Source organism: Hymenobacter sp. H14-R3 (assembly GCF_030063445.1).
Taxonomy (GTDB): Bacteria; Bacteroidota; Bacteroidia; order Cytophagales; family Hymenobacteraceae; genus Hymenobacter.
The window spans coordinates 36,119-61,524 of sequence record NZ_JASITD010000004.1; the positions used below are offsets into that span (position 1 = coordinate 36,119).

Sequence of the window (25,406 nt, forward strand, 5' to 3'; positions counted from 1 at the left end):
CTAGATAATTACTTGCAAAGCATGCCGCACAATAGCTTCGGCGGCGGGCGGCACGTTTTGCACGAAGCGCACGTGGGGCTGGCTTAGCTCCGTGCGCAGGGGAACCGGCACCATGCCGGAGGTGCCGCCCACGCGGGCAATGTGCGGCGCAATTACCAGCGACACGATGCTCATGAGCTTGATGAGGATGTTCATGCTCGGGCCGCTGGTATCCTTGAAGGGGTCGCCCACGGTGTCGCCGGTGACGCTGGCCTTGTGGGCTTCGGAGCCTTTGTACTGCATCACGCCATCCACGAGCACGCCTTTCTCGAACGACTTTTTGGCATTGTCCCAGGCCCCGCCGGCGTTGCTTTGAAACATGGCCATGAGCACGCCGCTCACCGTGACGCCCGCCAGCGTGCCGCCCAGCACCTCGGGCCCAAAGGCAAAGCCGATAACGATGGGCGTGAGCAGCGCAATGGCCCCCGGAGCCACCATCTTACGAATAGCCGCTTCGGTGCTGATGGCCACGCACTTCTCGTACTCGGGCCGCCCCGTGCCCTCCATGATGCCCGGAATCTCGCGGAACTGCCGGCGCACTTCCTGCACCATCGCCATGGCGGCCTGCCCCACCGCCGTAATGGCCAGCGCCGAAAAAATGAACGGTATCATGGCTCCCACAAACAAGCCCGCCAGCACGTTGGCATTGCTGATGTCGATGGTGTCGATGTGGGCCGTGCCCATGAAAGCCGCAAACAGCGCCAGCGAGGTGAGCGCCGCCGAGGCAATGGCAAAGCCCTTGCCGGTGGCCGCCGTGGTGTTGCCCACGGCATCCAGAATATCGGTGCGCTCGCGCACTTCCTTGGGCAATTCGCTCATTTCAGCAATACCGCCCGCGTTGTCGGCAATGGGCCCGAAGGCGTCGATGGCCAGCTGCATGGCCGTGGTAGCCATCATGCCGGCCGCCGCAATAGCCACCCCATAAAGCCCGGCGGCCTTGAAGCTGAGCACAATACCCGCCGCCAGCACCAGGATGGGCAGCACCGTGCTCTCCATGCCCACGGCCAGCCCGCCGATAACGGTAGTGGCGTGGCCGGTGCTGCTTTGCTGCACAATGCTATTCACCGGCCGCTTGCCCATAGCGGTGTAATACTCGGTGATGATGCTCATGAGCGTGCCCACGCCCAGCCCCACCAGCACGGCGTAAAACACGTGGTTGGCATCGAAGGTGTAGCCGCGAATGGTGATGTCGCCCACCGGCAACATCCACTTAATCAGCAAGTAAGAGAATACGCCTGATACGGCTACCGACACGTAGTTGCCAAAATTCAGCGCGCCCTGCACGCTGCCGCCCTCCTTCACCTTCACCAGCAAAATGCCGATGAGCGAGGCCACGATGCCCAGCCCGGCAATGGCCATGGGCAGCAAAATGGGCGAGAGCCCGCCAAACGCGTCGGTGTTGCCCAGCCGCACTTCGCGGCCTAACACCATGGTAGCCAAAATAGTAGCTACGTACGAGCCAAACAGGTCGGCGCCCATGCCGGCCACGTCGCCTACGTTGTCGCCCACGTTATCGGCAATGGTGGCGGGGTTGCGGGGGTCGTCTTCCGGAATACCGGCCTCTACCTTACCCACGAGGTCGGCGCCCACGTCGGCCGCTTTGGTATAAATGCCGCCGCCCACGCGGGCAAACAGCGCAATGCTCTCGGCCCCCAGCGAAAAGCCGGTGAGTACCTCCAGCGCCTTTTCCATCTCCACGCCGCTGGCCGAGCCGCCCAGGCGCACCACAAACAGCTGGTAGAAGATAATAAACAGCGACCCCAGCCCCAGCACCGCCAGCCCGGCCACGCCCATACCCATCACCGAGCCGCCCGAAAACGACACCTGCAGCGCCCGGCTCAGCGAGGTGCGCGCCGCCTGGGCCGTGCGCACATTAGCCTTGGTGGCGATTTTCATCCCAATAAAGCCCGCCGTGGCCGAAAACACCGCCCCAATCAAAAACGCAATCACAATGACCGGGCTCGACCGCTCGCCCGTGAAGCCCAGGTAGCCCAGAAACACCGAGGCAATGAGCGCAAACAGCGCCAGCACCTTGTACTCGGCCTTGAGGAAGGCAATGGCCCCGTCGGCGATGTAGCCGGCAATGGTGCGCATCTTTTCGTCGCCGGCATCCTGCCGGGCTACCCAGCCCGCGCGCAACCAGGTGTAGAGCAGGGCCAGCAGGCCCAACGCGGGCACGGCGTAGAGAATAGGTGGCATAAGCGAGCAGGAAAAGTAAGGTGGGAAAGAACAGCTAAGCCCATGATACTGAGCGCAGCCGGGTAAATGTACCTAACTACCTTACAATTCGCGCAGCAGCACTTCGTAAAGCGCCACCATGCTCGCAATGTCGGCTTTAGCTACGATTTCGTTGGGTGAGTGCACTTCGTCTTCGGGCGCCCCCACAAAGCACCAGTCCCAGGGTATGTCGCTGCGCTGCAAGTCCTTGGCATCGGAGCCACCGATGCCTTCTACCTCTACCTGGTGCCTAATGCCCGCGGCCCGCGCAATAGCCCGGATGCGCTCGACATAAGCGCGGCGCGGAATGAGTGAGTCGCGCAGGGAGACAACGCAGCCGCTGCCGGCCTTCACCCCCTCCGTTACCCAGGTGATATCCGCAATCAGGGCCTGGCGCACGCCATAGGTTTCGTAAATAAAACGGGCCAGGTAGGGCACCGAACCACCGCCGTGCTCCTCCCAGCACGAGAAGGCAATAATGCCGTGCTCCAGCGTTTCGGCCAGGCGCAGGGCAGCCCACACCCCCAGGCGATTGTCGAGGTAGCAGCTCTGCACGGTGGTTTCGGTTTCGCGAAAGTCGCAGGCAAATGTGAGGCTGGTGCCGGGGTCAATAGCGCGGCTGAACTCGTAGCCCAGCACTTCGGTTTCTGCCTCATCCGTACCCTGCTCCACCGTTAGCGTGCACGTTATTTCTCCTTGCGCATCTTGCCCCACCAGCTGGTAGCCCGGCTTACATTCTGGCCCGCCAATGGGCACCAGCTCGCGGCCATATCGCACCGTGAAGCCGATGCTGTCAAGGTGGGCAAACACGGCCGTGCGGGGCTGCCCAAACACCAGCACCAGGCAGTCCTGAAACCGGCTTTCATCGTGCACCACCAGCGGCGGGTGCCGCCAGCCGGGGCCGTGCTCGCGCACGTAATTCAGGAGAAAGGTCGTCAGGGCTGCCTCCTCGCCCGAGGGAGCCGGCAGTTGGCACAACGTTTTCAGCAAGTGCATAAGCTAATGCGTAAGTCGGTTAAACCGCCAAAGCTAGAGCCGCTGCCGTACTTTCGTAGGGCCGGGGGCTGGCTTTTTTCTGCCCTATTTGCCCGTATGTCCGTTCTTTCCTTGTTTTCGCGTGGTTTATTGGTGCTATTGCTCTTCAGCGGTAGTGTTGTCCTGAGCCAAGCGCAGCAAACTTCGCCCTCCGATACTACGCGCCTACGCATAGGCCAAGTGCCGGCTATGCGCACCGTGGCCATCGACACGGTAAGTGTGCTGCCCACCGCCGACACCAAGGGTTGGCTCCTACTGGACAAGGATATTCAGTTGGAGCTAGACGGGGCCGTGCAAAACCTCTACAACTTTAAATACGACAAGGCCGAAAAGCAATTCCGGTCGTTGCGGCGGCGCTACCCCCACCACCCCATGCCCTACTTCCTGCTCGGCTTGAGCACGTGGTGGAAAATAATGCCTACCAACTTCGACAGTAAACAGTACGACAAGCTGTTTTTTGCCTATATGGACACGGCCAATACCTATAGTGAACGACTGATAAAGGCCGACCCGCACAATTACGAGGCCTACTTCTTCCTCTCGGCCGCCAACGGCTTCGACGCCCGCCTCAATGCCGAGCGCCACAACTGGCGCAAAGCCACCGTCAGCAGCAAACGTGCCCTCACCTCCCTACAAAAAAGTAGCGAGGCCAACGGCCTCAGCCCCGAGTTTCTATTCGGCGAAGCCCTGTTCAACTACTACGCCGTCTGGATTCCCGATAACTACCCGCTACTCAAGCCCGTTCTGCTGTTTTTTCCTAAGGGCAACAAACAACTAGGTCTCAGTCAGTTGCGCACCGTAGCCAACACCGGCTTCTACACCAGCGTCGAATCCAAAGTCTTCTTAATGAAGCTTTTGCACAACGACGAGCACCAGACGGCCGCCGCCATGCCCATCGCCCGCGACCTAGCCCTCAGGTACCCCGACAATGGCTATTTCGCCCGCTTCTACTCCCTGCTCTGCTTCGACCAGGCCGATTTTACCGAGTGCGAGCGCATAAGCCGCGACATCATCACTAAAATCAATGCCGGCCTACCTGGCTACGAAGCCAGCAGCGGCCGCTACGCCAGCTACTTCTTGGGCTACCTCATGCAGTATAAATACCGCGACCTCGCCAAGGCCAAAGACTATTACCAACGCTGCATCGTCTTTGCCGAAAGTAACAACGAAACCAGCGGTGGCTTCTACCTTTTCGCTAATGCCAACCTAGCCCGCATGGCCGACCACGACCGCGATGCCCCCGCCGCCCGCCGCTACTACGAGGTACTAGCCGACAAGGCCGACCACAAGTCGGACCAGTACAAAGAGGCTAAAACCTGGCTGAAAAAGAATTCTTAATCTATATGGAATTAGCTGACTTATTTCTGGCACCACTTTACCTAGCGTTATTCTATTTTATTGCGTACATGGTGCGCCCGGCCGTTACCAACAAGTTTACCCGGCCTTATTTCCTTCCCGGCCTCACCCTCAAATTCGTGGGTGCCATTAGCTTGGGCTTGATTTATCAGTTTTATTACCACGGCGGCGATACGTTCAACTACCTATATCACGTCAAGCTAATTGCGGCGGCTTTCGACCACTCTTTCGCTACTGGCCTTAAGCTACTACTCGATGATGGAGGAAGCCAAGATCCCGCAATTCTTCCGTATGCTTCCCGCATGTTCTGGCACCAAGAAGGCTCCACCGAGTTCCGCTTGGTTCGGATAGCTGCTTTTTTAGGCTTGTTTTGCTTTAATAACTATACTGTTATTGCCTTATTTTTTGCGATTATAAGCTTCAGCGGTATTTGGGCTTTGTATATAACGATGGTCAAGATTCGGCCTCACGTATACAAAGAGTTAGCTTGGACTATGTTTTATATGCCCTCCTTGTTTTTCTGGGGTTCGGGCCTGTTGAAAGATACTATATGTATAGGTGCGTTAGGCTGGCTATTTTACGGCTTTTATCGCGGCACAATTCAAAAGCAAGCTCCAGCCAAAAGCCTGCTTATTGGCGCACTAGGCGCTTATACCCTTTTCAATATTAAGGTTTACATTTTACTTTGTTTTCTACCGGCTGCGCTGCTGTGGGTATTCAACGAAAATAGTGCTCGCATCAAAAATCAAGTGTTGCGGCTTATTGCAAAGCCCCTATTTTTTGGGTTGGGAGGAATCGTTGCTTTGTATGCAGTTACCAACCTAACGAAAGGAGACGAAAAATACGACATCGATAAAATTGGGGAGCGCAGCAAGATTACCGCCGACTATCTCTACGAAGTAAGCGTAGCACAAGAAGGCTCCGGTTACAACCTAGGCACGCAAGATGGCACTATTGGCGGCATGGTGAAATTAGCGCCACAAGCTATTGCTACTGCCTTGTTTCGCCCATTTATTTGGGAAGTTCGCAACCCCGTAATGTTGCTCTCGGCGCTAGAGGCAGGCTTTTTTTTAATTTTTACCCTTCGCATCTTTAAGCGCACTGGCGTAGGACCTACGTTATCCCTCATTAGGCAGACGCCAATTTTGTTGATGTGCTTTATCTTCTCACTGATTTTCGCCGCCTCGGTTGCTATTACCAGCTCTAATTTCGGCACTTTGGTACGCTATAAAATTCCCCTTATTCCCTTCTACCTAAGCGGGCTATACATTTTGCAGAGTATGGCTGCCGAAAACAGCTCGCGCACCCGGCGGCCAGCAGTAGCCCGGCAGCGGCAGCTATCTTAGCTAAGAGCCTGTTAGGCAAGTGGAAATTTTCAGAAAATCAGCAGAGTAAGCTTTCACCTAATAGCGCTGTTCCACTTTGACCCGGACTGCCTGCGCTAGGCGGGTGCACAATATAGACTCGGCCAGCAAATGGCGCAGGTGGTACTTCCAGTCGGCCGCCGTTGCGCAAAGGCAGGCTTTTGCTACCTCCTGCACTATCGCAGTATTCATGGCCGAGCGACAAAACCAGGGGCGGATTACCCATCTCCATATGCTTCAGGGCTTTAGAAGCGCACTCATCTACGATTTAGTCGAGATAGCTGAGCACCTGCTCGCCCAGTCGATATTCGTGGGATTTACTACGGTACGGTAATTAAACCGCTGGGCCTACAAGAACAGTTGCGGCAGTCGCAATTGCTCTTGTAGGCCCAGCGGAAAATGCTAGCTACCTAAATACAAAGTCGTAGTGCGGTATGGCCAGGAGCACCCATAGCCGTTGCTAGGATTCCTCTTCCCTTGCTCTCAGTTAGAGGACGGCGTGGTATTGAAGCGCAGGTTCTTCACGTAGGCATTGTACGTTAGGTGCTGTGCCATATATTCCTTCACGCCCGCATATTTTCTGCACAACTCCTCATAATGGTCGCGGCAATAGGCCAATTTGGCGTGCAGGTCGGCTACGTCTGAGGGCTTAAAAGTAAGCGAGAGTTCCTCGTTTTTATTTATTTCCTTTACGCTGTCAAATGCACCATTTATTACTAGTCTACCAGAAATCAGGGCATCGAAATACTTAACGTGCACTACGTGCTGAGAGAAAGGGTTTTCCTTGTCGGGGCACACAATGACGTGCGCCAAGCTTTGGTAAGTAGCCATCTCGGCGTACGGGATGTGACTTATAAAGTGAATCGCATCGGCGGCTGGGAGCTGTTGCGCTAGCTTAACGCAGTCATCCTTGATTGGCCCTCCACCAATCATTATCAGCTTGCTGGCGGCTATATCGCGGTGAAGCAGGTCAAATGCCTTTATCAGGTCATCCATGCCGCCGGTCTGCTTGTAGGTACCAATAAAAAGTACCACGAAGTCTTGCTCGGTCAAACCGAGTTCCGCCTTCAGCTCCCGTTGCCGGGCCGCGTCGGGCTGTCGTTTCAACGCATCATCACCTACTAGGTAAGGTATCACGAAGCTTTGCTTACCGTCGAGCCGATACATCTGCTCGTAGTATTTCTGCATGGAGCTGCTACCATAGATGAGGCCCGCCGCCCCCTCAAACACTTTCCGGTCGAGACTATTTACCAGAAAATATTTCCAGCTATGTACTAAACGCTGGTAACTACTACTGGCGATGCTTCGCTGATACGACTGCTCAATCGTGCTAATACCGTGAATATCATTGACATACGACTGGATGATACCTTTAGCCTTTAATAGGTAGCCAATGGTGTTATCCATGTAATCAAAAAAGCAAACCGGCATCCTGCCTACGCCCGCACGCTCGATAGCCGCTTCAATCTTACTGAAGAGTGGGCGGAACTGCTGGTACACTACGCTTGCGGGAAAAAGCGCCAACAGGCCCTGCATCTTGCGCTTCTCTTGGAAATCGTAGCCAATGCACACCTGTTGGATGGCAGGGTGAAAGGACTTGTAGTCTTCGGCATTTGAAAGGAATACTACTTCATGGCCCTGCGCTGCCAGTGAGTTGAGCATACCGTACATCCGCACGTTTTCCCCTACCTCTTTCTTAAAATCGCGGAGCGTGAAAAAATAGTATTTCATCATTATTACTTCATCAAGCCTTTTTGCTTCATTTGCCGAATAGACTCCTCGTAGCTGCCACCTTGCACCTCCTGCTGTTCCACCCAAGCCGCAAACTTCCGGATACCCTCACTGAATGACACCTCTGGCCGGAAGCCAAGGCCGGCGCTAATTTTTTCCAGCGAAGCTACGTTGTGCCGAATATCGCCAATGCGATAATTACCAGTTACTTCTATCTCCGTATCGGCCCCGTACAGCGTGCGCAACTGCTCCGCTACTTCCCGCACAGTGGTCGCTACGCCGGAGCCTACATTATACACATCATGGGACACTGTCTGGGATTCAATCCCCAGCATGGTGGCCTTCACTACATCACCTACATACACAAAATCGCGCGTCTCCTCACCATCTTCAAAGATGTTAATGCGCTTACCGCCACTGCGAATGAGAGTGGAAAAGATGGAGAGAATGCCGGTGTAAGGATTCTTGAGCGACTGCCCAGGCCCATACACATTTTGGTAGCGGAAGGCAAGCGCCGGAATACCGATAGACTGGCACACATTGAGTACCAGCTGCTCCTGGCTCAGCTTCGTGATGCCGTATACCGAGGAGGGGTGCAACTTCGAATCCTCATCGGTGGGCAACACCCCCAGGGGCTTGTCGCACTCGGGGCACCGGGGCTCAAAGTTGCCAGCCGCTAAATCTTTATCCTTGCGGCTGGGCGGATACTGCACCTGGTGCTCGTCGCAGACATATTTGCCCTCACCGTAAATAGCGCGCGAGGAAGCAACTACCACCTTTTCTACCTTGTGCTTGGTATTCACCAGCGCGTCGAGTAGCAGGGCCGTGCCCGAAATGTTATGCTCAATATATCGGTGCACCTCGTACATAGACTGGCCAGTGCCCGTCTCCGCCGCGTAATGAACCACTATATTAGCGTCCTTCATCGCTTCTTCCCAATCGGCCTTATTTCGCACATCACCTTTAATAAAGCGGACGCCCTCCTGCTCGGGAAAGGTATAATCCTCCCCATGAATCTGGGGCGATAAATTATCGAGTACAATAACGCCGTAGCCGTGCTCCAGCAGACTCTGAGTAAGATGAGTGCCGATAAAGCCCGCACCACCTGTTATAAGAACTTTCTTCATAAATTTTTACTTCTGGAAGGAGAAAGGATTTGCTTGAATAGCAAGTATCAAACTCCGGACTTGCGTTAACCAAGTCAGCCAAGCAGTATTAGGAGTCGTGGCACAAATATACCACATTAGAAAGGCTCGTATTACCGCAACGAGTAGCCCAGCCAACCTACTATACGGCTGGCACACCAAAAAAATGAACGTATGCTTGGCGCGACAGTTCAATCGAGCGATGCCGCTCAGCTAGCTGGCGCACCTGCTGGCGGTAGCCGGGCTGCGCCATTTGCTGGGCCACATTGCCTAGGGCTTCAGGCACCGAAATGGGCCGGTCAAGATTAAAGATGGCCCCACCGCCTTCCTTATTGATAATGTCGCTGTCGTCGCCGATGCCTTCGGGGAGCAGCACGGGCAGGCCACTAGCCCAATATTCCCCAATCTTAATGGCCGAGCAGAATAGCCGACAGGGCGCGGGCTTAATTGTAGCAAATGCAAAATCGGCAGCCGACAAGTAATCAGGCACCTCATGGTGAGCGGCTTTGGTTACGAACACCTGGCTGGCTGCCAGTCCGGCCGCAGCCAGCTTAGCCTGTACTTCGGGCAAGGGGTCAGGCGTCAGAATAATCAGGCGAAAAGCTGCGCCGAAAAAATCAGCCGCCGTCCGAAATACCTGGAACGCCTCCTCATCGTAGTATATGCTACCGAATTTCCCTACGTATACGCCCACTACAACCTCGGCGGGCCAGTCCAGGCGCTCACGTACCCGCGCCCGCACCCCGGCCTCGAAGGCAAAGGCGGCGGCATTCACTGAGCAGGGCACTGTTACGATGCGCTCGGCCGGTACGCCTTCCTTCATCAGCTGTTGGCGGTAGTTCTCGGCTACCGGCATTAGGCCCAGCGCCAACTGCTTCTGCCGTTTCTCCCAGTACTGCTGAAACAGGAAGCGCGGGTCGTAAGCTCGCCACACCCCCGACTCCAGCATATAGTCGGCGTGCGGCTCAAACGACTCCACGTAAAAAGGCAGCTTCGTCTTCTTCCACACCAAATAGGCCAGCGCGCCCGCCGGCGAACCCCGCGCCAGGATAAAGTCGGGCTTAAACGCCGCCACCTGCTTCACCAACTCGTTTGGGAAGCGCGTAAAATCTTCAATCTTATTCAAAAAAACATTGCCCGCTGGCTTAGAGCGCAACGGCTCGAAACTGATTTTATTCGCCTCGAAGCCGGGTGCAAAAGTCAATTCGGCCTGCGCCTCCATGCCCCGTTCAATGGTTACGAGCCGGATGGCTTCTACATCGGACCGCTCCTGCAAAAGGCGCAGATGCGGGAACACAGTGCTGGTCGTCAGGCCTTCGTTCAGGCCCCAATAGCCAAGAAAAAGAATACGCATTCGAATATATCAGGTGGTTAGCGGAGCGGGCGGAGTCCTAACGCTTTAGCAGCCCGACTATTTTTACGCCCAACAGGCTGCGCAGCAGGAGTATGGCCGCGGTTTTTGCATCTAGGCCCGGCGCGGCCTGCCGGGCATAGCCCCAAGCCTGCCCTCGGTACCCATCGGCATAGGCGTGGATGGCACAAAGGTAATAGACCCGCCCCAGCAGGCGGCGGCGCTGCTTGGGGGTCAGGGTCAAGTGCTGCTGCATCCAGTCGGTAGCCAGCTCCAGCCGCCGGATGAGGCCCTGGTTATCGGCCCGCATCGAACGCTGGTCGTGGTCGTTCATGGTCAGCGTCACAGCATCTACGAGTTGCACTGTGGCCCCGTGCTGCGTGTTTTCCAGCATAAACAGCCAGTCTTCCACGGCGGCGTAGCGACGGTCTTCCTCAAACTTTTTAAGTGCGGGGTTGGCCCGGAGTACGCACACATTGCAGGCCAGCACGTTGCCCGCCAGAAAGGTTTCAAACCCCAGTGGGCCGGCAGGTAGCGGAGCCATATCGCTGGAACGGTGTTGCCCCTCACGGTCAAAATCGTACTTGGTGGCAATGAAATTGGGCGGCGCGGCGGCGGCGGCAATGGCGGCCTGCAACGTGGCCAAGTGGTTATGGTGCAGCAGGTCGTCGGAGTCCAAAAAAATAACGTACTCGCCACGGGCGCGGGCCAGACCGTAGTTGCGGGCGGCCCCGCGCTCGGCATTTTGCTTAGGCAGGTACTGCACCCGCGCATCGGCTAGATAAGGCCGCACCACAGCGGCCGTATCATCGGGGCTACCGTCGTCCACCACCAACAGTTCCCAGTCAGGCAGCCCTTGGGCCAACACCGAGTCCAGCGTCAGGCTGATGAGGCTGGCGCGGTTGTAGGTGGGAATAATGATGGAGAAGAAAGGAGCTAGCATCAGGAGGAAGGAAGATAACTAAGGCGAATACCCTGCGACTAGAGGCTTGCATAAAACTCCAGAACTCCATCCACTACGCGCTGTTGCAGTTCGGGGTACAATTCATAGTAGAGCGGAAGGCGTACTAGGCAGTCGGTATAGTGGTCGGCCCATGGTAGGGCGCGGCCGTCGTGCTTATCAGTGTAAAAGGGGCTGGTATGCAGCGAAAGGTAATGGAACACCGGCAATATCTGCCGCTGTTTGAGGGCATTAATCAGGGCCGTGCGCTCGTCCAGACTGCGGCACACGAGGTAGAACATGTGGCCGTTATTAGTGGCGTATTCTGGCAGGTGGGGCAGGCTCACCCCTTGCGCCGCCAAGGGTACAAAGGCATCGTAGTAGCGCTGCCAGATGGCCTTACGACGGGCCTGAATGTCGCCCATATGCTCTAGTTGCGCGTAAAGGAAAGCCGCCACAATGTCAGAGGGCAGAAAGCTGGAACCCACATCCACCCAGCCATACTTATCCACTTCACCCCGAAAAAACGAAGAGCGGTTGGTACCCTTCTCCCGAATAATCTCGGCCCGCTGCGCGTAGCGTGGGTCGTTGATGGCCAGCATCCCGCCCTCGCCGGCGATAATATTCTTGGTTTCGTGAAACGAAAAAGCCGCCAACTCCCCGATGGTGCCTAGTGCTTGGCCCTTATAAAAACTATCAATGGCCTGCGCTGCGTCTTCTACCACGGCTAACCCATGCTTGGTGGCCACGGCCCCGATGGCGTCCATGTCACAGGCGATGCCTGCGTAATGCACCGGCACTACGGCGCGGGTACGTGGCGTAATCAGGCTTTCCAAAGTGGCTGGATCCAAGTTGGGGTTTTCGGCAGTGCTGTCGGCAAACACAATTTTGGCTCCGCGCAGTACGAAGGCATTGGGCGTGCTTACAAAGGTGTAAGAGGGCACAATTACCTCGTCGCCAGGTTGCAGGTCGAGTAGTAGAGCGGCCATTTCCAGTGCGTCAGTACAACTCGTGGTCAGCAACACTTTGGTGAAGCCGAGTTGCTGCTCAAAAAACTGGTGGCAGCGCTTGGTGAACAAGCCGTCGCCCGAGATTTTGCCCGAGCGCACGGCTTCCTCAATATACTTGGTTTCGGGGCCGGCGAGGTAGGGCTTGTTGAAAGGAATGGCGGCGAAAGTAGATGACATAAATGAAGTGGCTAAATTTGTCGGAATTAATGATTACAAGCAGAAAAGATGTGCGCAAATCAATCCAGCCATAGATGATAGATGTGCTCCTCGTGCGCCAGACGGAAACCGCACTTTTCGTAAAAGCGGTTGGCCGGCTCGTTATCGCGCTGGGTCACCACCTGCAGTTGGGCATAGCCCCAAGCGGTGGCCTGCGCCTGGGCGGCGGCCACCAGCTGCTGCCCCACGCGCTGCCCTCGGGCGACGGCATCCACGGCCAGCAGGCCAATGTCAGCCCGACCATTTTTCTCCCCCAGCGTTAGCAGGCCTAATTCGCGGCCGGCGGCGTCGCGCCACACCAGCACCCGCTGGGCGATAATGCCCGCTAGAGAATTGCGTAGCCACTGGCTGTAAAGGGCCTGAAATACAGTGGGTGCAAAATGCGTATCGAGCCGGAAGCGCGAGTACTCCCCACTCTGCCAGGCCAGCGACTCCAGCTGCGGCGAATAGTGCGTGGCCGTTCCGATGGCGGCCACTGGCTGAAAAGTGCGGCTTGGCGATAGCGGCATGACAAACGTCACCTTGCGGTCGGCCAGCCACGCTCCGGTGGCCTTTGCCACCGCCACCACTACTGCATCGGCAGGGTCGGCCACCATATACAACAGCCGCTGCCCGGCGTTGCGGGCAGCCGCAATAGCCGACCGCAACGCCGCAGCCGACTGCCCGGTCGTCGTTAGCCGGGCCACCGGGAAACCTAGGAAATCACTGTCCCAGGACAGAGGCTGCCAGATTGCTGGATTGCTCATTCGGCGGCGGGGCGGGTGTGGGCGGGTGGGTCGGTACGCACATCTATCAGGTAGATAGGGCGGTTTTTCACCTGCTCAAAGGTCTTACCCAGATACAGACCCACCATGCCCAGCACGGATAGTATCAGTCCCGAAAAAAACCAGATGGAGATTATCAGGCTGGCGTAGCCGGTTTCCCAATGGTAACCCAGCAGTGCCCGCACCAGCGTAGTGAGCACCAACAGGAAAGCAGAAGCCGAAATACCCAGCCCCAGCTTTACCGTTAGACGCAGGGGCTTATCAGAGTACGATAGAATAATGTCTAGGGCCAGATTGAGAAGACCACGCAGATTGTAGCTGCTTGTACCCTCCGGACGCTCGGCGTGCGCCACTGCTAGGCTGCCGGCCCGGAACCCTACCCAACGCAGCATGGTAGGAAAGTAACGGATGCTTTCGCGCATGGCCAGCACGGCCGCTATCACCTTGCGTTGGTATATACCAAAGTTGGCGATGGCCGGGTCTTGTTTAGTTTCAGTGAGGTAGGCCAGCATTTGATAAAACGCCCGCGACCCTACCCGCTTCAGCCACGAGTCCTGCCGCTCCACGCGCCGGGCAAACACCAAGTCGTAGCCTTCGCTCACGGCATGGTCATAGAGTTTAGGGATTTCCTCGGGTTGGTCCTGCAAGTCGCAGTCCATCACTACTATCCACTCGCCCCGCGCCTGCGCCAGCCCTGCCGTAATGGCCTTATGCTGCCCAAAGTTGCGAGAGAGACGCACGCCCCGCACCCGTGGGTCGAGGGCGGCCTGCTCCACGATGCGGTCCCAAGAATCGTCCGGCCCACAGTCGTCTACCAGAATAATCTCGTAGTTTTCCGTCAGCGTTACCATGCTACCCTTTATACGGCGCACCAACTCGGAAATCAGTTTTTCGGCCCGGTAAACTGGACTGACGATGGAGAAAAAGGGTGGAGAATCAGACAAAACTGTTAGAAATAGAGCAGACAAATTTAGGCAAAGTTACGCCCGGCCGTGTCGTCGGGGCTGCCGTCGTCCACCACCAGCAACTCCCAGTCGGATAATTTCTGGGCCAGCACTGAGTCCAGCGCCAGGCAGATGAGGTCAGCCCGGTTGTAGGTGGGAATGACGATGGAGAAAAGGGGGGCGACAGTAGACATGGATTGTCTAGGCGTTCTATAAATAGAAAGCTAGCTGCGAACCGGCTTTCTATTGGGTTAATTGACCCAGGTGGGCCTACTCGTGGTAGCTGTACACCTTATGCCCGCCTTCCAGTAGGTAGGCGTCGCGGCGAAACAACTCCACGTCGGCTTCTACCATATCTTTCACCAGCGAGGCCAAGTCGTGCTTCGGCACCCAGCCCAGTTGGGTCTTTGCCTTGGTGGGGTCACCGATAAGCAGTTCCACTTCGGTGGGGCGGAAGTATCGAGGGTCGATTTCGAGCACTACTTCGCCGGGCTTTACCTGGCTTTCGGGATTGGTGTTGCGCACTACGCGGCCTTTCTCTTCTACTCCTTCTCCTTCAAAGGCTACTTCGATGCCTACTTCAGCGAAGGCTAGGCGCACAAACTCACGCACGGTGGTCGTCACGCCGGTAGCAATTACAAAGTCCTCGGGCTCGTCCTGCTGCAGGATGCGCCACATGGCTTCCACGTAGTCTTGGGCATGGCCCCAGTCGCGCTTAGCGTCGATGTTGCCCAGAAAAAACTTGCTTTGCAGGCCCAGCGCGATGCGAGCCACGGCGCGAGTGATTTTACGCGTCACGAAGGTTTCGCCGCGCAACGGGCTTTCGTGGTTGAACAGGATGCCGTTGCAGGCAAACATACCGTAGGCTTCGCGGTAGTTGACCGTAATCCAGTAAGCGTACATCTTGGCCACGGCGTAGGGCGAGCGTGGGTAGAAGGGCGTGGTCTCACTCTGCGGCACGGCCTGCACCAGCCCGTACAGCTCCGAAGTACTGGCCTGGTAGATGCGCGTCTTCTCGGTAAGGCCTAGAATACGAATGGCTTCAAGTAGGCGCAGTGTACCGATGCCGTCGGCGTTGGCCGTGTACTCGGGCGTGTCGAAGCTCACCTTCACGTGCGACATAGCCCCAAGGTTGTATATCTCGTCGGGCTTCACCTCCTGCACAATACGGATAATATTGGTCGAGTCGTTCAGGTCGCCGTAGTGCAGTTTCAGGCGCACATCGGTTTCGTGCGGGTCCTGGTAGAGATGGTCAATGCGGTCGGTGTTGAACAGCGATGAGCGCCGCTTCAGGCCGTGCACTTCGTAGCCTTTACCTAATAGTAGTTCGGCTAAGTAGGCCCCATCCTGGCCCGTAATGCCGGTTATCAATGCAACTTTCATGGAAAACAAATCAGATGTAAAAAAAACAAGTAAGTAGCCGCTTCATTTCTTCACTTTGCAAATAGCCATGCACGAATCGATGGGACCTGCTACTCTGGTATAAAGCAGCGTTTTACCAAGCGCAAGCTAAGGGCCTACGGCTGAAAATCAACCGAAAAGGTTATCGGTAGGCCACTGCCTCCGGCTGAGCCACAAAGTCTTCGTACACCGCCGCCACGCCTTCTTCCAGCCCGATGGATGCCTGCCAGCCGTGCCCGGCCAGCTTGCTCACGTCCATGAGCTTGCGCGGGGTACCGTCGGGATATTCGGGATTGAAGCGGATGCTGCCCCCGTAGCCTACCGTGCGCTGCACCAGCTCGGCCAACTCCTTGATGCTCAGGTCTTCTCCGGTACCAATGTTTACCAGGCCCGGCTCGTTGTAGTTCTCTAGCAGCCAGAAGCAGGCGTCGGCCAGGTCATCGGCGTGCAGAAACTCGCGGCGCGGCGTGCCGCTGCCCCACACTTCCACCTCGGCCGCGCCGGCCAGCTTGGCCTCGTGAAACTTGCGGATGAGTGCCGGTAGCACGTGCGAGTTTTTCAAGTCGTAGTTATCATGCGGGCCGTACAGATTTGTGGGCATGGCCGAAATGAAGTTGCAGCCATACTGTGCCCGGTAAGCGTCGCACAGCTTGATGCCCGCGATTTTGGCAATGGCGTAGGGCTCGTTGGTATCCTCTAGCGGCCCGGTGAGGAGGGCATTTTCCTGCAAGGGCTGCGGAGCCAGCTTGGGGTAAATGCACGACGAGCCCAGAAACAGCAGCTTCTCCACGCCCTGCACGTAGCTCTGGTGGATAACGTTGGCCTCAATCATCAGGTTTTCATACAGGAAATCAGCCCGGTACGTGTTGTTGGCTACGATGCCGCCCACTTTGGCGGCGGCCAGCACTACGTATTCCGGCTTTTCGGCGGCGAAAAAGTCCGCTACGGCGGCCTGCTCGCGCAAATCCAGCTCAGCCGAGGTACGGGTAAGCAGGTTTTCGTAGCCAGCCTGTTGCAGGCGGCGTATCATGGCTGAGCCCACCATACCACGGTGCCCGGCAACATATATTTTGGCGTTTTTTTCCATTATTTTCATAGAAAACTAATCAGCAAGATGAGCAGTTATTTTCCGCTGAATATCGGAGCACGTTTGGCTACGAATGCTACTACCCCCTCTCGAAAATCGTCCGTATGACAACATGATACAAACGCATTCGCTTCTGCAGCATAGCCCTCGGTAACTCCCTGGTAGGCAGCGGCAGCGGCTTCTAGTACTCCAGCTAGAGCCTTGGGTGCCCGTTGTAGCATATAGCCCAACAGTTCCAGACTTTTAGGCATCAGGTCAGCAGGCGGCACTATGTGGTTCACCAAACCCATGCGCCAAGCCTCGGCAGCGCTGATGGGGTTGCCGGTCAGCATCAGTTCTAGCGCCCTGCCCTTACCCACAAGACGCGTCAGGCGCTGGGTACCGCCGTAGCCGGGGATTATGCCCAACTTCACTTCTGGCAGCCCGATTTGGGCGTGGTCGCTGGCCACGCGCAGGTGGCAGGCCAGCGCCAGCTCGCATCCCCCGCCCAACGCAAAGCCATTGACAGCCGCCAGTACGGGCACCGGCATATCTTCCAGTTGCTGAAGCACCCGCTGCCCCCGTTCGGCGAAAGCCCGGCTTTCTGCTGGAGTCAGCTGCTGAAACTCCTTGATGTCAGCCCCGGCCACAAATGCCTTCTCGCCCGCCCCGGTCACCAGAATAGCCCGTACGTCCGCATTGGCGCGAGCCTGCGTCAGGGCCGACTCCAGCTCCTCCACCATGCTGATGGTCATGGCATTATACTGAGCCTCGCGGTTCATTGTCAGTACCAAGATACCGTCGGGCCGCAGTTTAGTTTGCAAAGAAGTTAAGCTGTCCATAAATATTTTTTAGCAATTCTATCTCTTGCCGTTTCGCGAGCTTACCCCCGCCACCAATCCAAATCTGGCCACGTTGTCATCACCTCTACCGACTCAGGCCGTAGTGCGCTTATCAAGCCACGTGGCAGCACCTTGCGGGCTACCTGATTCACGGTATTGCCGAGTATCATGCGGCGGGTACGGCTGCTGTAGCTTAGCAGGCTGGGTAAGTAGCGCATGGCGATGGCGCGGGCGGCGGCGGGGTCACGCTTACTGGTCCAGTTGATTTCCCAGTACGGATAGAGGTCGCGGCGCTCTTCGTCGGTCAGGCGGAATGCGCTGCCGTAGCGGGGCTCCTCCTCGGTCAGTTCCACCATCTTCACGAGGTTGGGGTACCACTTGTCGCTCGTGGCGGTGCGCTGGTCGGGGTGCAGCTGGTACACGGCTACCATCTCGGGGATGTAGTGGCCTGGGGCCAGGTGCGCAATGCGGTACCACTGGTCAATGTCGGCGCACATGTCTACGGCCAGGCGCATTCCTCCGGTTTCCTCAAAGTAGCGGCGCTTAACGAAGGTGGCGTGCTGCGGCGGAATGGCCTGGAACAGAATGGTACGGGGCGTAATTTCGCCGCGCGGGCTGCCGCTGCTCACGATGTTGCCGGCCAAATCAATGGCGTACTCGCCGCCCGAGATGAAGCTGGCTTCCGGGTGCTGCTCGAAGCCCGCCGCCATCGCCCGAAACGCGCCCGGCAGATAGTAGTCGTCGGAGCTTTGCACGGCCAGGATGTCGCCCGTGGCCTTAGCCACGCCCTTGGTCACGGCATCCACAAAGCCCTTGTCGCGGGCCGACCACCACGTAATGCGGTCGCCGTAGCCCTTAAGCACGTCCACCGTCTCGTCAGTAGAGCCACCGTCAGAAACGATGATTTCAATCGAGCCAGGGTAGTCCTGCTTTAAAATGCTGTCGAGGGTGCGCCCGATAAAGTGGCCCTGATTCCAAGACGGGATGACGACGGAAACGGAAAGAAATTCGGCCATAATGAGTAACTAGTATTGGGTAAGCATTTTATACTATAAAACCGTCATACTAAGCTTGTCGAAGCATCTTTACTGCGGCAGTAAGTATCAATCATTAAATAGTTTATGTTAAAGCAGACTGTCATGCTAAGCTTATCGAAGCATCTTTACTACGTAACTAACTCTAAACGTTGAAATTACTCTCGTGGTAAAGATGCTTCGACAAGCTCAGCGTGACCGCCTTTTAGCGCTCAATAACTCCTCTATTTCAGCAGCGTCTTCAAATCCGTCAGCCACAAATCCAGCAGTTCAGTTTCCTGGGCCGTCACGATGTTCTCGGTCAGCAGCTCGGCGTAGGCGGCGCGCAAGTCTTCGGCCACTGTGTTACCGGGCTTCAGAGCCCGCTGCACGGCGGCGATAACGCGGTTGGGGTGCAGGTAGCAGGGAATTTCGCTCTCGAAGTCCTTCACGTAGTCGTGCGGGTTACGCACTTGCAGAACCGTGGCCTGCGTAAAGCCCAAGCGGTAGCCGTGCGCCCACATAATCGGCTGGGCCACCAGCCCGCGCAGAATATCGGTGAAGCGGAACGTGACGTAGGCCGGCAGGTAGAGCAGGGCAAACAACTCGCGCCGCACCAGCGTGTTCTGTGAATTGAAGGGGCAAAGCGTGCCTATGGGCAGCACGATAGGGTCGCGCTTGTCGAAGAAAATCTCGGTGTTGTCCACCAGCCGATAAATGGCGTCTACGTCCGGGTCGGAATCGGCCAGGCCCTGCCAGATGCCGATTTTGGCCTCCTGATGCGTCAGGTCGGCCTCCTTCAGGTTGTGGTCGGTATTCAGAATCAGGTCGAGCGGGTAGCCGCGGGGCCAGATGTGGTGGGAGGTAAAGTTCTTATAAATGTTTACGAAGCCCTTATCGGCCGGGGCGGTAGCGAAGCTGCCGCTCATCGCCGGAAAGGCCCAGTCGTCGTAGGGAATGTTATCGTCGTCAGTATCCACTATCACCTCAGCTCCTTCGCGGATGGCGTGCAAATAGCCCATCATCTTGCGGCCGTAGTGGTTGAAAGGCAGCTTAGCGCTCATCCCGAAACCCAGCGCCTCCTGCGCGGCCACGTCGAGGTAGGTGACGTTGGGCTCCTGCCAATCGACGGGCGACTTCTTATCGCCGGCCACTACCAACTGGTAGTTGGGTAGGTTGGCAAACTTGGTAACGGCCTCGGTGGGCGCGAAGATGGAGGTGATGACAATGCTGGTGTTAGGCATAAGAGCAAAAGAGTAGCGAAGCCGGCCAGTGCGCGCGGCCTAGCAAAGATACGGCTTAATTTTGGGGGTCTGGTTCGGACGAGCAGGCCCGGTACCTGGGCAAAGGTCCACGAGTAGCCTGCATGGCTTTCTCTGGTGGCACCGGCCAGGGCGGTACTGGCAGTCTGGGTCGGGTGCCTGCCTACGGCTAGGTAGTCGGGGGCGGGGCAGTACTGGCCAGTAGCTATCTACCAAACTGCCAGGTGGCAATACCGGGCACTAAATGCTCTAGCCCCAGCCGCAGCCCCTTGAGCACAGCCAGCACCAACACCAGCATAGCTATGGTACGCAAGGCAATGCGCAGCACGGGCAGTTCTAGCAGGTGCAGAATATGCATGTCGATAAGAAAAATGCACACCAAGCTGCCCGCACCGAAGAGCAGCAAGGCAAGGTTCACGTCGTGCAGGTACACGCCCACGGCCAGGGCCGCCGCCCGCGTGAGCAGGAGTAGCAGGTTGGTAAGCAGCAGGTAGCGCTGCTTACCTAATATAGTGTATAGGTTGCCAGTGGCCTGCGAAGTGAGCTTGAAGATGTAGTAGTAGCCCAGGTAGCCGGTGAACACACCGGCCATTTCCCACCGGGCCCCAAAGGCGATGCGGAATATCCAGTCACCAAATATTGTAATCAGCCCCAGCGGCAGGATGCCCGCGTAGAGCAGCTTGTTATAGATGTTGAGCGTCAGCTCCCGCAGCCGGGGCATATCGGTATGGTACAACTCGGCCGCTTTCTGATAGAATACCGGCGCGATGGCCGAGCCGGTGAGGCTGACCGGAATTTCGAGGAGCGTGACGGAGAACGAATAAAGCCCCACTACGGTGGCCCCGAAGCCGCTGGTGAGGAAGAAAATGGGTAGCTGTGCCGACAGCGTATTGACGTATGCCCCCGGCAGCATATAGAGCGGGAATTCGCGGTAAGTATGCGCTACGGCCCGTACCCGCGCCCACGAAAACGTGCTTTGTAGCTCACCCCACTCGCGGTGTATGCCGCTACGTAGCAGTCCAACAAACAAGGTGAATTTACTGAATACATCGCCCACCACCAGCCCCGAAGGATGCCCCCCCGTGGCCAGACCCCAGCCAATGGTAACTGCCCGCCCGGTCACCGAGGTGACCACATCGACCCCGGCACGGGTCCGAAACTGCTTGGTGCGCGTATACCAAGAGCTAAACAGCAAGCTTAAGTTATAAAACAGCAAAATAATGGGCAGCAAGTAGAACCACCAGCCCAGGGCCTGCACCTGAAGCCAGCCCACCAGCCAGGGGCCGAACAGCAACAGCGCCAGACTGGTAATGCCGAAAGCCCCTACCGCCAGCAGCCCCGAGAGTTGCATCAGGGCCAGGGCATCGGCTTTGTCTTTGGGCAGCGGCAGCGCGTTCTGGTAGGTGAGACTGCTGAGCAGAGCCAAGTTGCCAATAGCAGCGGAGAATACCGCGAACTGCCCGTAAGATGCCGGTGGATAGATACGCGTCATCACGGGCGTGAGCAGAAAGCCCAGCACCGTGACGGCGGCCGACCCGGAAAAGGTGACGAAGAAATTTTGGGCGAAGGAGCCTTTCTGCCGGAAGGGGGCAATTAGGGCGCGTATTCGTTCTATTAGCTGGTGCATACGCTACGCCGCCAAGGGGTGCTGCTGGGGTGAAATACTAGCTGGGGCGCTCACAACGCCAATTTATCGAGCAGAGCGGCGAAGCTGGCTGCGTAGGCCGGCCGGGTGTGGTGCTGCCCCGCAAATGCCTGCACCGCCGCCGAGCGTTGCCCTAACTCATCGGCTGGCATGTCCAGTACCGTGCGCACATGCTCCCGGATGGCCCCGATGATAGCCTCCGGCTCTGGGTCCGTTATCTCAAAGCCCAAATGAGCGCTACGCACCGCCGCCGACCGCGTGACGATGGGCAGCAGCCCAAAGTGCAACAGCTGAGCTACCGCGCCCGGCCCGCCCTCCGAAGCACTCGGATATACTTGCGCGATGCAGCGGTTAGCCAGTTCCATAAACTTAGCCGACGTCACATCTACCCAGCCTAGGTACACAATGTTGGGGTACTGGCCCAGCAGCGGCTTGAGCCATTGCCACAGGCGCGGCTCCCGTTCCAGGGCCCCGCCCAGGTACAGCGTGGCGTCGGGCATTTCCCGGAAGGCTTCTACCACCAAATCTACCCCCTTCAGAATGGCCCCGCCGCTGCCTAGCCACAGAAAATTGCGCCGGGCTGGCTCCACCGCTTTGGGCACGTGGGCGGGTAGCTGCGCCACCGATATATCTAGCAGGTGCTTCTCGGGTCGGAGCGAATAGAGTCGCTGCTGAAAAGACGTGCCAAAACTGGTCAGGTAGTCGGCGTATTCGTCCGAAAAGCTCACCTTAGTCTGCCGCTCCGGCTTCACCCACACGCCAGTGCGGGCGTGGAAGGCGTGCAGGCGGGTTAATTCGGCCAGGTTCTGAAAGGCCCAGTAATTTTCGGTGCAGTAAAACACCTTTTTGATAGGCAACTTGGCGGGGCACTCGGCCAGCCGGTCGCTTTGCACAAATGCCACCGCGTAACTAGCCCATTCGATAGGCTCCGTGCAATGCACGTCGTAAAAGTCCACTACCAAGCCGCGCTCATTAAGCTGGCGCACCATTTCGGCTGTTTCCCAATACATAGAGTGCTCGTTGAGCATGGGCGCTTGCTCCAACCTGCCCGCTATGTAGTATGGAATGACGTGAGCTACATACACAATAAGGGCGCGGGGTGCATCAGCCGCCACTTGCTCCTGCCCAATATTGTGGTAGCTCGCCCCGCCGGGGGGTACAAAAAGGCGCGTTGCAACTCCGTGCAATACGTTGGAGAGACGAAAACGTAAACCACGAAGGGTAGCCACTTAGAAAAAATTAAAAAAATAGCATCAACTCGAACTGATTATGGTCCTTCCAAAAGTCCTTAATTAAACTTCTGTACGTAGCTAAGACTAACTATACTTATGAAACATGCTGTTGACCAACCACCTTACTGGTTGAAATAGTCTCTTGCTTAAACGATATTCAGCCGAGCGAGATGCCCCCTCGTTTCCGTAGTAAGTATTCATAAACGGCACAAATTGGTCTGAAATCAGTCGTTCAATAGCTGGACGTTTTAGCAATAAATAAGCATCAAAGTCGAAGGTCGGTTGTCGTTTTGCCTCGTCAGCTATTACGGATAAGTTATGTAATTGCTGCTCGTTCAGCAATTGGCGCACCTCACCATCAAACTCATGCTTCAGTTTTTCTAGAGTGTCGAAGAGCTTTTGGCTTCGAGTAATTTGGTTTTGCAGGCTCCAAGCTCCATCACCGTGCATTCGATATGCCCCCATTACGGCGGGAAAGTACTTAATCTTTCCATGCTTGGCATTCAGCATGTGCAAGCAATAATCACCGATGGGAACCTGAGAATACCAGTCTGGTAGTTGAGTTGTCTTTTCAGGACCTGCAACAGTATTGCGAAAAACACAGGAAAGAGTAGAAATAAAATTGCCTTTTGCTAAATCAATAATTGTAGTAGTTTCCGACTGGTCAGATTTTTGAATGAGACCTAGCGACTTCTGCCCATCGGCTGAAACCATTCGCAGATTATGGAAGGAAATACTATAGTCGTGATTAGACTCTAGGAAATCAACTTGCATTTGAAGCTTTTTTGGGTCGTCCCAATAGTCGTCCCCTTCACAAAGGGCAATATAACTTCCGTTACAATAGTTGAGCGCGTCAATAAAATTAGGCATCATGCCCAAATTATGCGGACGTGTCAATACAGTAATACGATTTGGGAAACGTTCGGCATAATCTTGCGCTATGCTTAACGTACTATCCGTAGACTTATCGTCGGCAATAATCAAGTGAACTGCAAACGTTACTTGTTGCATCATTACTCCTTCAATGGCCTGAGCCAAAAAGGATGCGTGATTATACGTAATCATGCAGACGCTTACTAATGGACACATTTGATAAAATAATTAATTTATGTTCTGTTTTTCTTCAGAAACTCTTTCTCTTTTTCCAATAGCTCCTGACGACGTTCTTTAACCCACCGCGCCGGCGAGCCAAGGTAAATTCCGAAAGCGGCACAGTCATTAATCACGAGTGAGAGCGCGCCAATCGCCACCCCCTCTCCGAGTGTGACCCCTGGCAATAGGATGCATCCAGCTCCTACAATAGAATGACGACCAACATTTACAGGAAGATGACGCACATTGGTAAATTCTGTTCCCACCGTTGGTCCTGTCAAAAATCTACCCGAAAAATCATCACTACTTGAATAAATAGAAGAGCGGCCGGAAATACCGGAAAAATCATCTATATTAATCAATGCTCTCCCTATTATAGAAACATAGCAAGATATATGAACATTACGACCAATAGTGATTCCTCCTTCTCCTGCTGAGAGAATACAGAAATCATCGATGCGACTGTAGTCCCCAATGCTAATGTGTTCAGCACCGTAAATGGACGCCTTGTCCGAAATTTGCACCTGATGCCCTACTGATTTGAATCCCAGAGATTCAATTTCATCTTTGCTAAGAAAGGCCATATAATGGGGCTTAGTACGGTAAGTAGTTTTTGCACATTACTTCATTGCTTCCCGAACTAGAGTTACAATAGAAGTGGCTTGCGCATCTGTTAGGTCAAAATAAAGGGGTAAGCACAACGCTCGGGTCGAAATATCTTCCGAAACAAGCATCGGAGGCGATTCCACATAATTCAGCGTATTGAGCGACGGATAAAAGTAACGCCGCGGGAAGATATCGGCTGCGTTCAATTTATCGCGCACCCGAAGTAGTACATCTTCAGAAGGCATTACCAATGCGTAGTATGAATAATTATACTCACATCCTGAACGTAAAGTGGGACGCCGACACGCGGTATCAGCCAGTTCGCTATCGTAAAGCTCTGATAAATGGCGGCGTTTGGCGATAAGTTCAGAAATATGCGGAAGCACACACAAACCCATAGCGGCGTGAACTTCCGAGTTCTTACCATTTATACCAACCCCCCAAAACGCTTCGGGACCATTATGTCCGAAGTTTCTCATGTAGCTCAATCGATGGGCTATTTCATCATCGTTGGTTACTACAGCACCGCCCTCAATAGTATGAAAAAGCTTTGTAGCGTGAAAGCTCAATGTGGATACATCTCCGTACGTTAACACGGAGCGTTCCTGTTGACGTACGCCAAAAGCATGGGCCGCGTCGTAAATAATCTTAAGCCCCCGCCGTTCAGCTATTTCCTGCAAAGCCACCACATCACAAGGATTACCATAAACGTGAGTTGCCATAATGGCAGTAGTGCGAGGAGTAATTGCTTGTTCAACTAACTTAGGGTCCAGACACAGCGATTCAGGGTCAATATCAACGAATACCGGTACGCATTTTTCCCAAACTATGCTAGATGTAGTGGCTACGTAAGAAAATGGCGTCGTAATGATTTCACCAGTCAACTCAAGAGCCCGGATAGCCAATTGCAATGCAATTGTGCCATTGTTGAGAAAAAACAAATGTTTTACGCCTAAGTATTCTTTTAACTCTTTTTCCAATCGAACCACCAGAGGTCCTGCATTAGTGAGTTGCCCCCTCTCCCACACCCCTTGTAGTAGTGTAAAGTATTCAGTCAGCGGTGGCAGAAAGGATTGTGTGACGTTTATCATATAGTAAGATTATTGCATGGAAATATCAAGTCAGAGCTTTATAA

Annotated in this window: 22 protein-coding genes; 2 read left to right on the forward strand and 20 right to left on the reverse strand. The window is 55.5% G+C overall.

Annotation, left to right across the window (positions count from 1 at the left end):
• Positions 1-2,238 (reverse strand): sodium-translocating pyrophosphatase, encoded by a 2,238-nt coding sequence (locus tag QMK33_RS05190; RefSeq protein WP_283563500.1) that lies wholly within the window; start codon positions 2,236-2,238, stop codon positions 1-3.
• Positions 2,239-2,319: 81 nt separating this feature from the next.
• A complete protein-coding gene (locus QMK33_RS05195; RefSeq protein WP_283563501.1) occupies positions 2,320-3,252 on the reverse strand; it encodes a M20/M25/M40 family metallo-hydrolase in 933 nt (310 codons plus the stop codon).
• Positions 3,253-3,348: 96 nt separating this feature from the next.
• On the opposite strand from QMK33_RS05195, the gene QMK33_RS05200 reads away from it, so the two are divergent.
• Together QMK33_RS05200 and QMK33_RS05205 are read left to right on the forward strand one after the other, a co-directional pair.
• Positions 3,349-4,629, forward strand: coding sequence for a tetratricopeptide repeat protein (locus QMK33_RS05200; RefSeq protein WP_283563502.1), 1,281 nt, complete (start codon positions 3,349-3,351; stop codon positions 4,627-4,629).
• 5 nt (positions 4,630-4,634) lie between these two features.
• Positions 4,635-5,993, forward strand: a complete 1,359-nt coding sequence (locus QMK33_RS05205; protein ID WP_283563503.1) for a hypothetical protein — start codon at positions 4,635-4,637, stop codon at positions 5,991-5,993.
• A 501-nt stretch (positions 5,994-6,494) separates the two neighbouring features.
• Here QMK33_RS05205 and QMK33_RS05210 read toward each other — a convergent pair.
• The 18 genes from QMK33_RS05210 to QMK33_RS05295 form a co-directional block, all read right to left on the reverse strand.
• Positions 6,495-7,745 (reverse strand): glycosyltransferase, encoded by a 1,251-nt coding sequence (locus QMK33_RS05210; protein WP_283563504.1) that lies wholly within the window; start codon positions 7,743-7,745, stop codon positions 6,495-6,497.
• 2 nt (positions 7,746-7,747) lie between these two features.
• Positions 7,748-8,869, reverse strand: a complete 1,122-nt coding sequence (locus QMK33_RS05215) for an NAD-dependent epimerase/dehydratase family protein (RefSeq protein ID WP_283563505.1) — start codon at positions 8,867-8,869, stop codon at positions 7,748-7,750.
• 160 nt (positions 8,870-9,029) lie between these two features.
• The gene (locus tag QMK33_RS05220; protein ID WP_283563506.1) at positions 9,030-10,241 is read right to left on the reverse strand and encodes a glycosyltransferase family protein; all 1,212 of its coding nucleotides are present in this window, start codon (positions 10,239-10,241) and stop codon (positions 9,030-9,032) included.
• 37 nt (positions 10,242-10,278) lie between these two features.
• Positions 10,279-11,181: a glycosyltransferase family 2 protein gene (locus tag QMK33_RS05225; RefSeq protein WP_283563507.1), complete on the reverse strand. Its 903-nt coding sequence runs from the start codon at positions 11,179-11,181 to the stop codon at positions 10,279-10,281.
• A gap of 38 nt (positions 11,182-11,219) precedes the next feature.
• Positions 11,220-12,365, reverse strand: a complete 1,146-nt coding sequence (rffA, locus tag QMK33_RS05230; protein ID WP_283563508.1) for a dTDP-4-amino-4,6-dideoxygalactose transaminase — start codon at positions 12,363-12,365, stop codon at positions 11,220-11,222.
• 59 nt (positions 12,366-12,424) lie between these two features.
• Positions 12,425-13,090, reverse strand: coding sequence for a GNAT family N-acetyltransferase (locus QMK33_RS05235; protein WP_283563509.1), 666 nt, complete (start codon positions 13,088-13,090; stop codon positions 12,425-12,427).
• A 56-nt stretch (positions 13,091-13,146) separates the two neighbouring features.
• Positions 13,147-14,112, reverse strand: coding sequence for a glycosyltransferase family 2 protein (locus QMK33_RS05240; RefSeq protein WP_283563510.1), 966 nt, complete (start codon positions 14,110-14,112; stop codon positions 13,147-13,149).
• 26 nt (positions 14,113-14,138) lie between these two features.
• Positions 14,139-14,306, reverse strand: a complete 168-nt coding sequence (locus QMK33_RS05245; RefSeq protein WP_283563511.1) for a glycosyltransferase family 2 protein — start codon at positions 14,304-14,306, stop codon at positions 14,139-14,141.
• Between the two features lie 76 nt (positions 14,307-14,382).
• A complete protein-coding gene (gene gmd / locus QMK33_RS05250) occupies positions 14,383-15,495 on the reverse strand; it encodes a GDP-mannose 4,6-dehydratase (RefSeq protein WP_283563512.1) in 1,113 nt (370 codons plus the stop codon).
• A 160-nt stretch (positions 15,496-15,655) separates the two neighbouring features.
• Complete coding sequence (locus tag QMK33_RS05255) at positions 15,656-16,600, reverse strand: GDP-L-fucose synthase family protein (RefSeq protein ID WP_283563710.1); 945 nt, start codon at positions 16,598-16,600, stop codon at positions 15,656-15,658.
• Positions 16,601-16,635: 35 nt separating this feature from the next.
• On the reverse strand, positions 16,636-17,421 hold the full coding sequence (locus tag QMK33_RS05260) for an enoyl-CoA hydratase/isomerase family protein (protein ID WP_283563513.1): 786 nt from the start codon (positions 17,419-17,421) through the stop codon (positions 16,636-16,638).
• Positions 17,422-17,462: 41 nt separating this feature from the next.
• Positions 17,463-18,437 (reverse strand): glycosyltransferase family 2 protein, encoded by a 975-nt coding sequence (locus QMK33_RS05265; protein ID WP_283563514.1) that lies wholly within the window; start codon positions 18,435-18,437, stop codon positions 17,463-17,465.
• A 242-nt stretch (positions 18,438-18,679) separates the two neighbouring features.
• Positions 18,680-19,678, reverse strand: coding sequence for an STELLO glycosyltransferase family protein (locus QMK33_RS05270; protein ID WP_283563515.1), 999 nt, complete (start codon positions 19,676-19,678; stop codon positions 18,680-18,682).
• A gap of 223 nt (positions 19,679-19,901) precedes the next feature.
• Complete coding sequence (locus QMK33_RS05275; RefSeq protein WP_283563516.1) at positions 19,902-21,323, reverse strand: lipopolysaccharide biosynthesis protein; 1,422 nt, start codon at positions 21,321-21,323, stop codon at positions 19,902-19,904.
• 50 nt (positions 21,324-21,373) lie between these two features.
• Positions 21,374-22,351, reverse strand: a complete 978-nt coding sequence (locus tag QMK33_RS05280; RefSeq protein ID WP_283563517.1) for a glycosyltransferase — start codon at positions 22,349-22,351, stop codon at positions 21,374-21,376.
• Between the two features lie 306 nt (positions 22,352-22,657).
• Positions 22,658-23,662 (reverse strand): glycosyltransferase, encoded by a 1,005-nt coding sequence (locus QMK33_RS05285; protein ID WP_349361686.1) that lies wholly within the window; start codon positions 23,660-23,662, stop codon positions 22,658-22,660.
• Between the two features lie 17 nt (positions 23,663-23,679).
• The gene (locus tag QMK33_RS05290; RefSeq protein ID WP_283563519.1) at positions 23,680-24,249 is read right to left on the reverse strand and encodes an acyltransferase; all 570 of its coding nucleotides are present in this window, start codon (positions 24,247-24,249) and stop codon (positions 23,680-23,682) included.
• 36 nt (positions 24,250-24,285) lie between these two features.
• Positions 24,286-25,362: a DegT/DnrJ/EryC1/StrS family aminotransferase gene (locus tag QMK33_RS05295; protein WP_283563520.1), complete on the reverse strand. Its 1,077-nt coding sequence runs from the start codon at positions 25,360-25,362 to the stop codon at positions 24,286-24,288.
• Positions 25,363-25,406 lie beyond the last annotated feature (44 nt).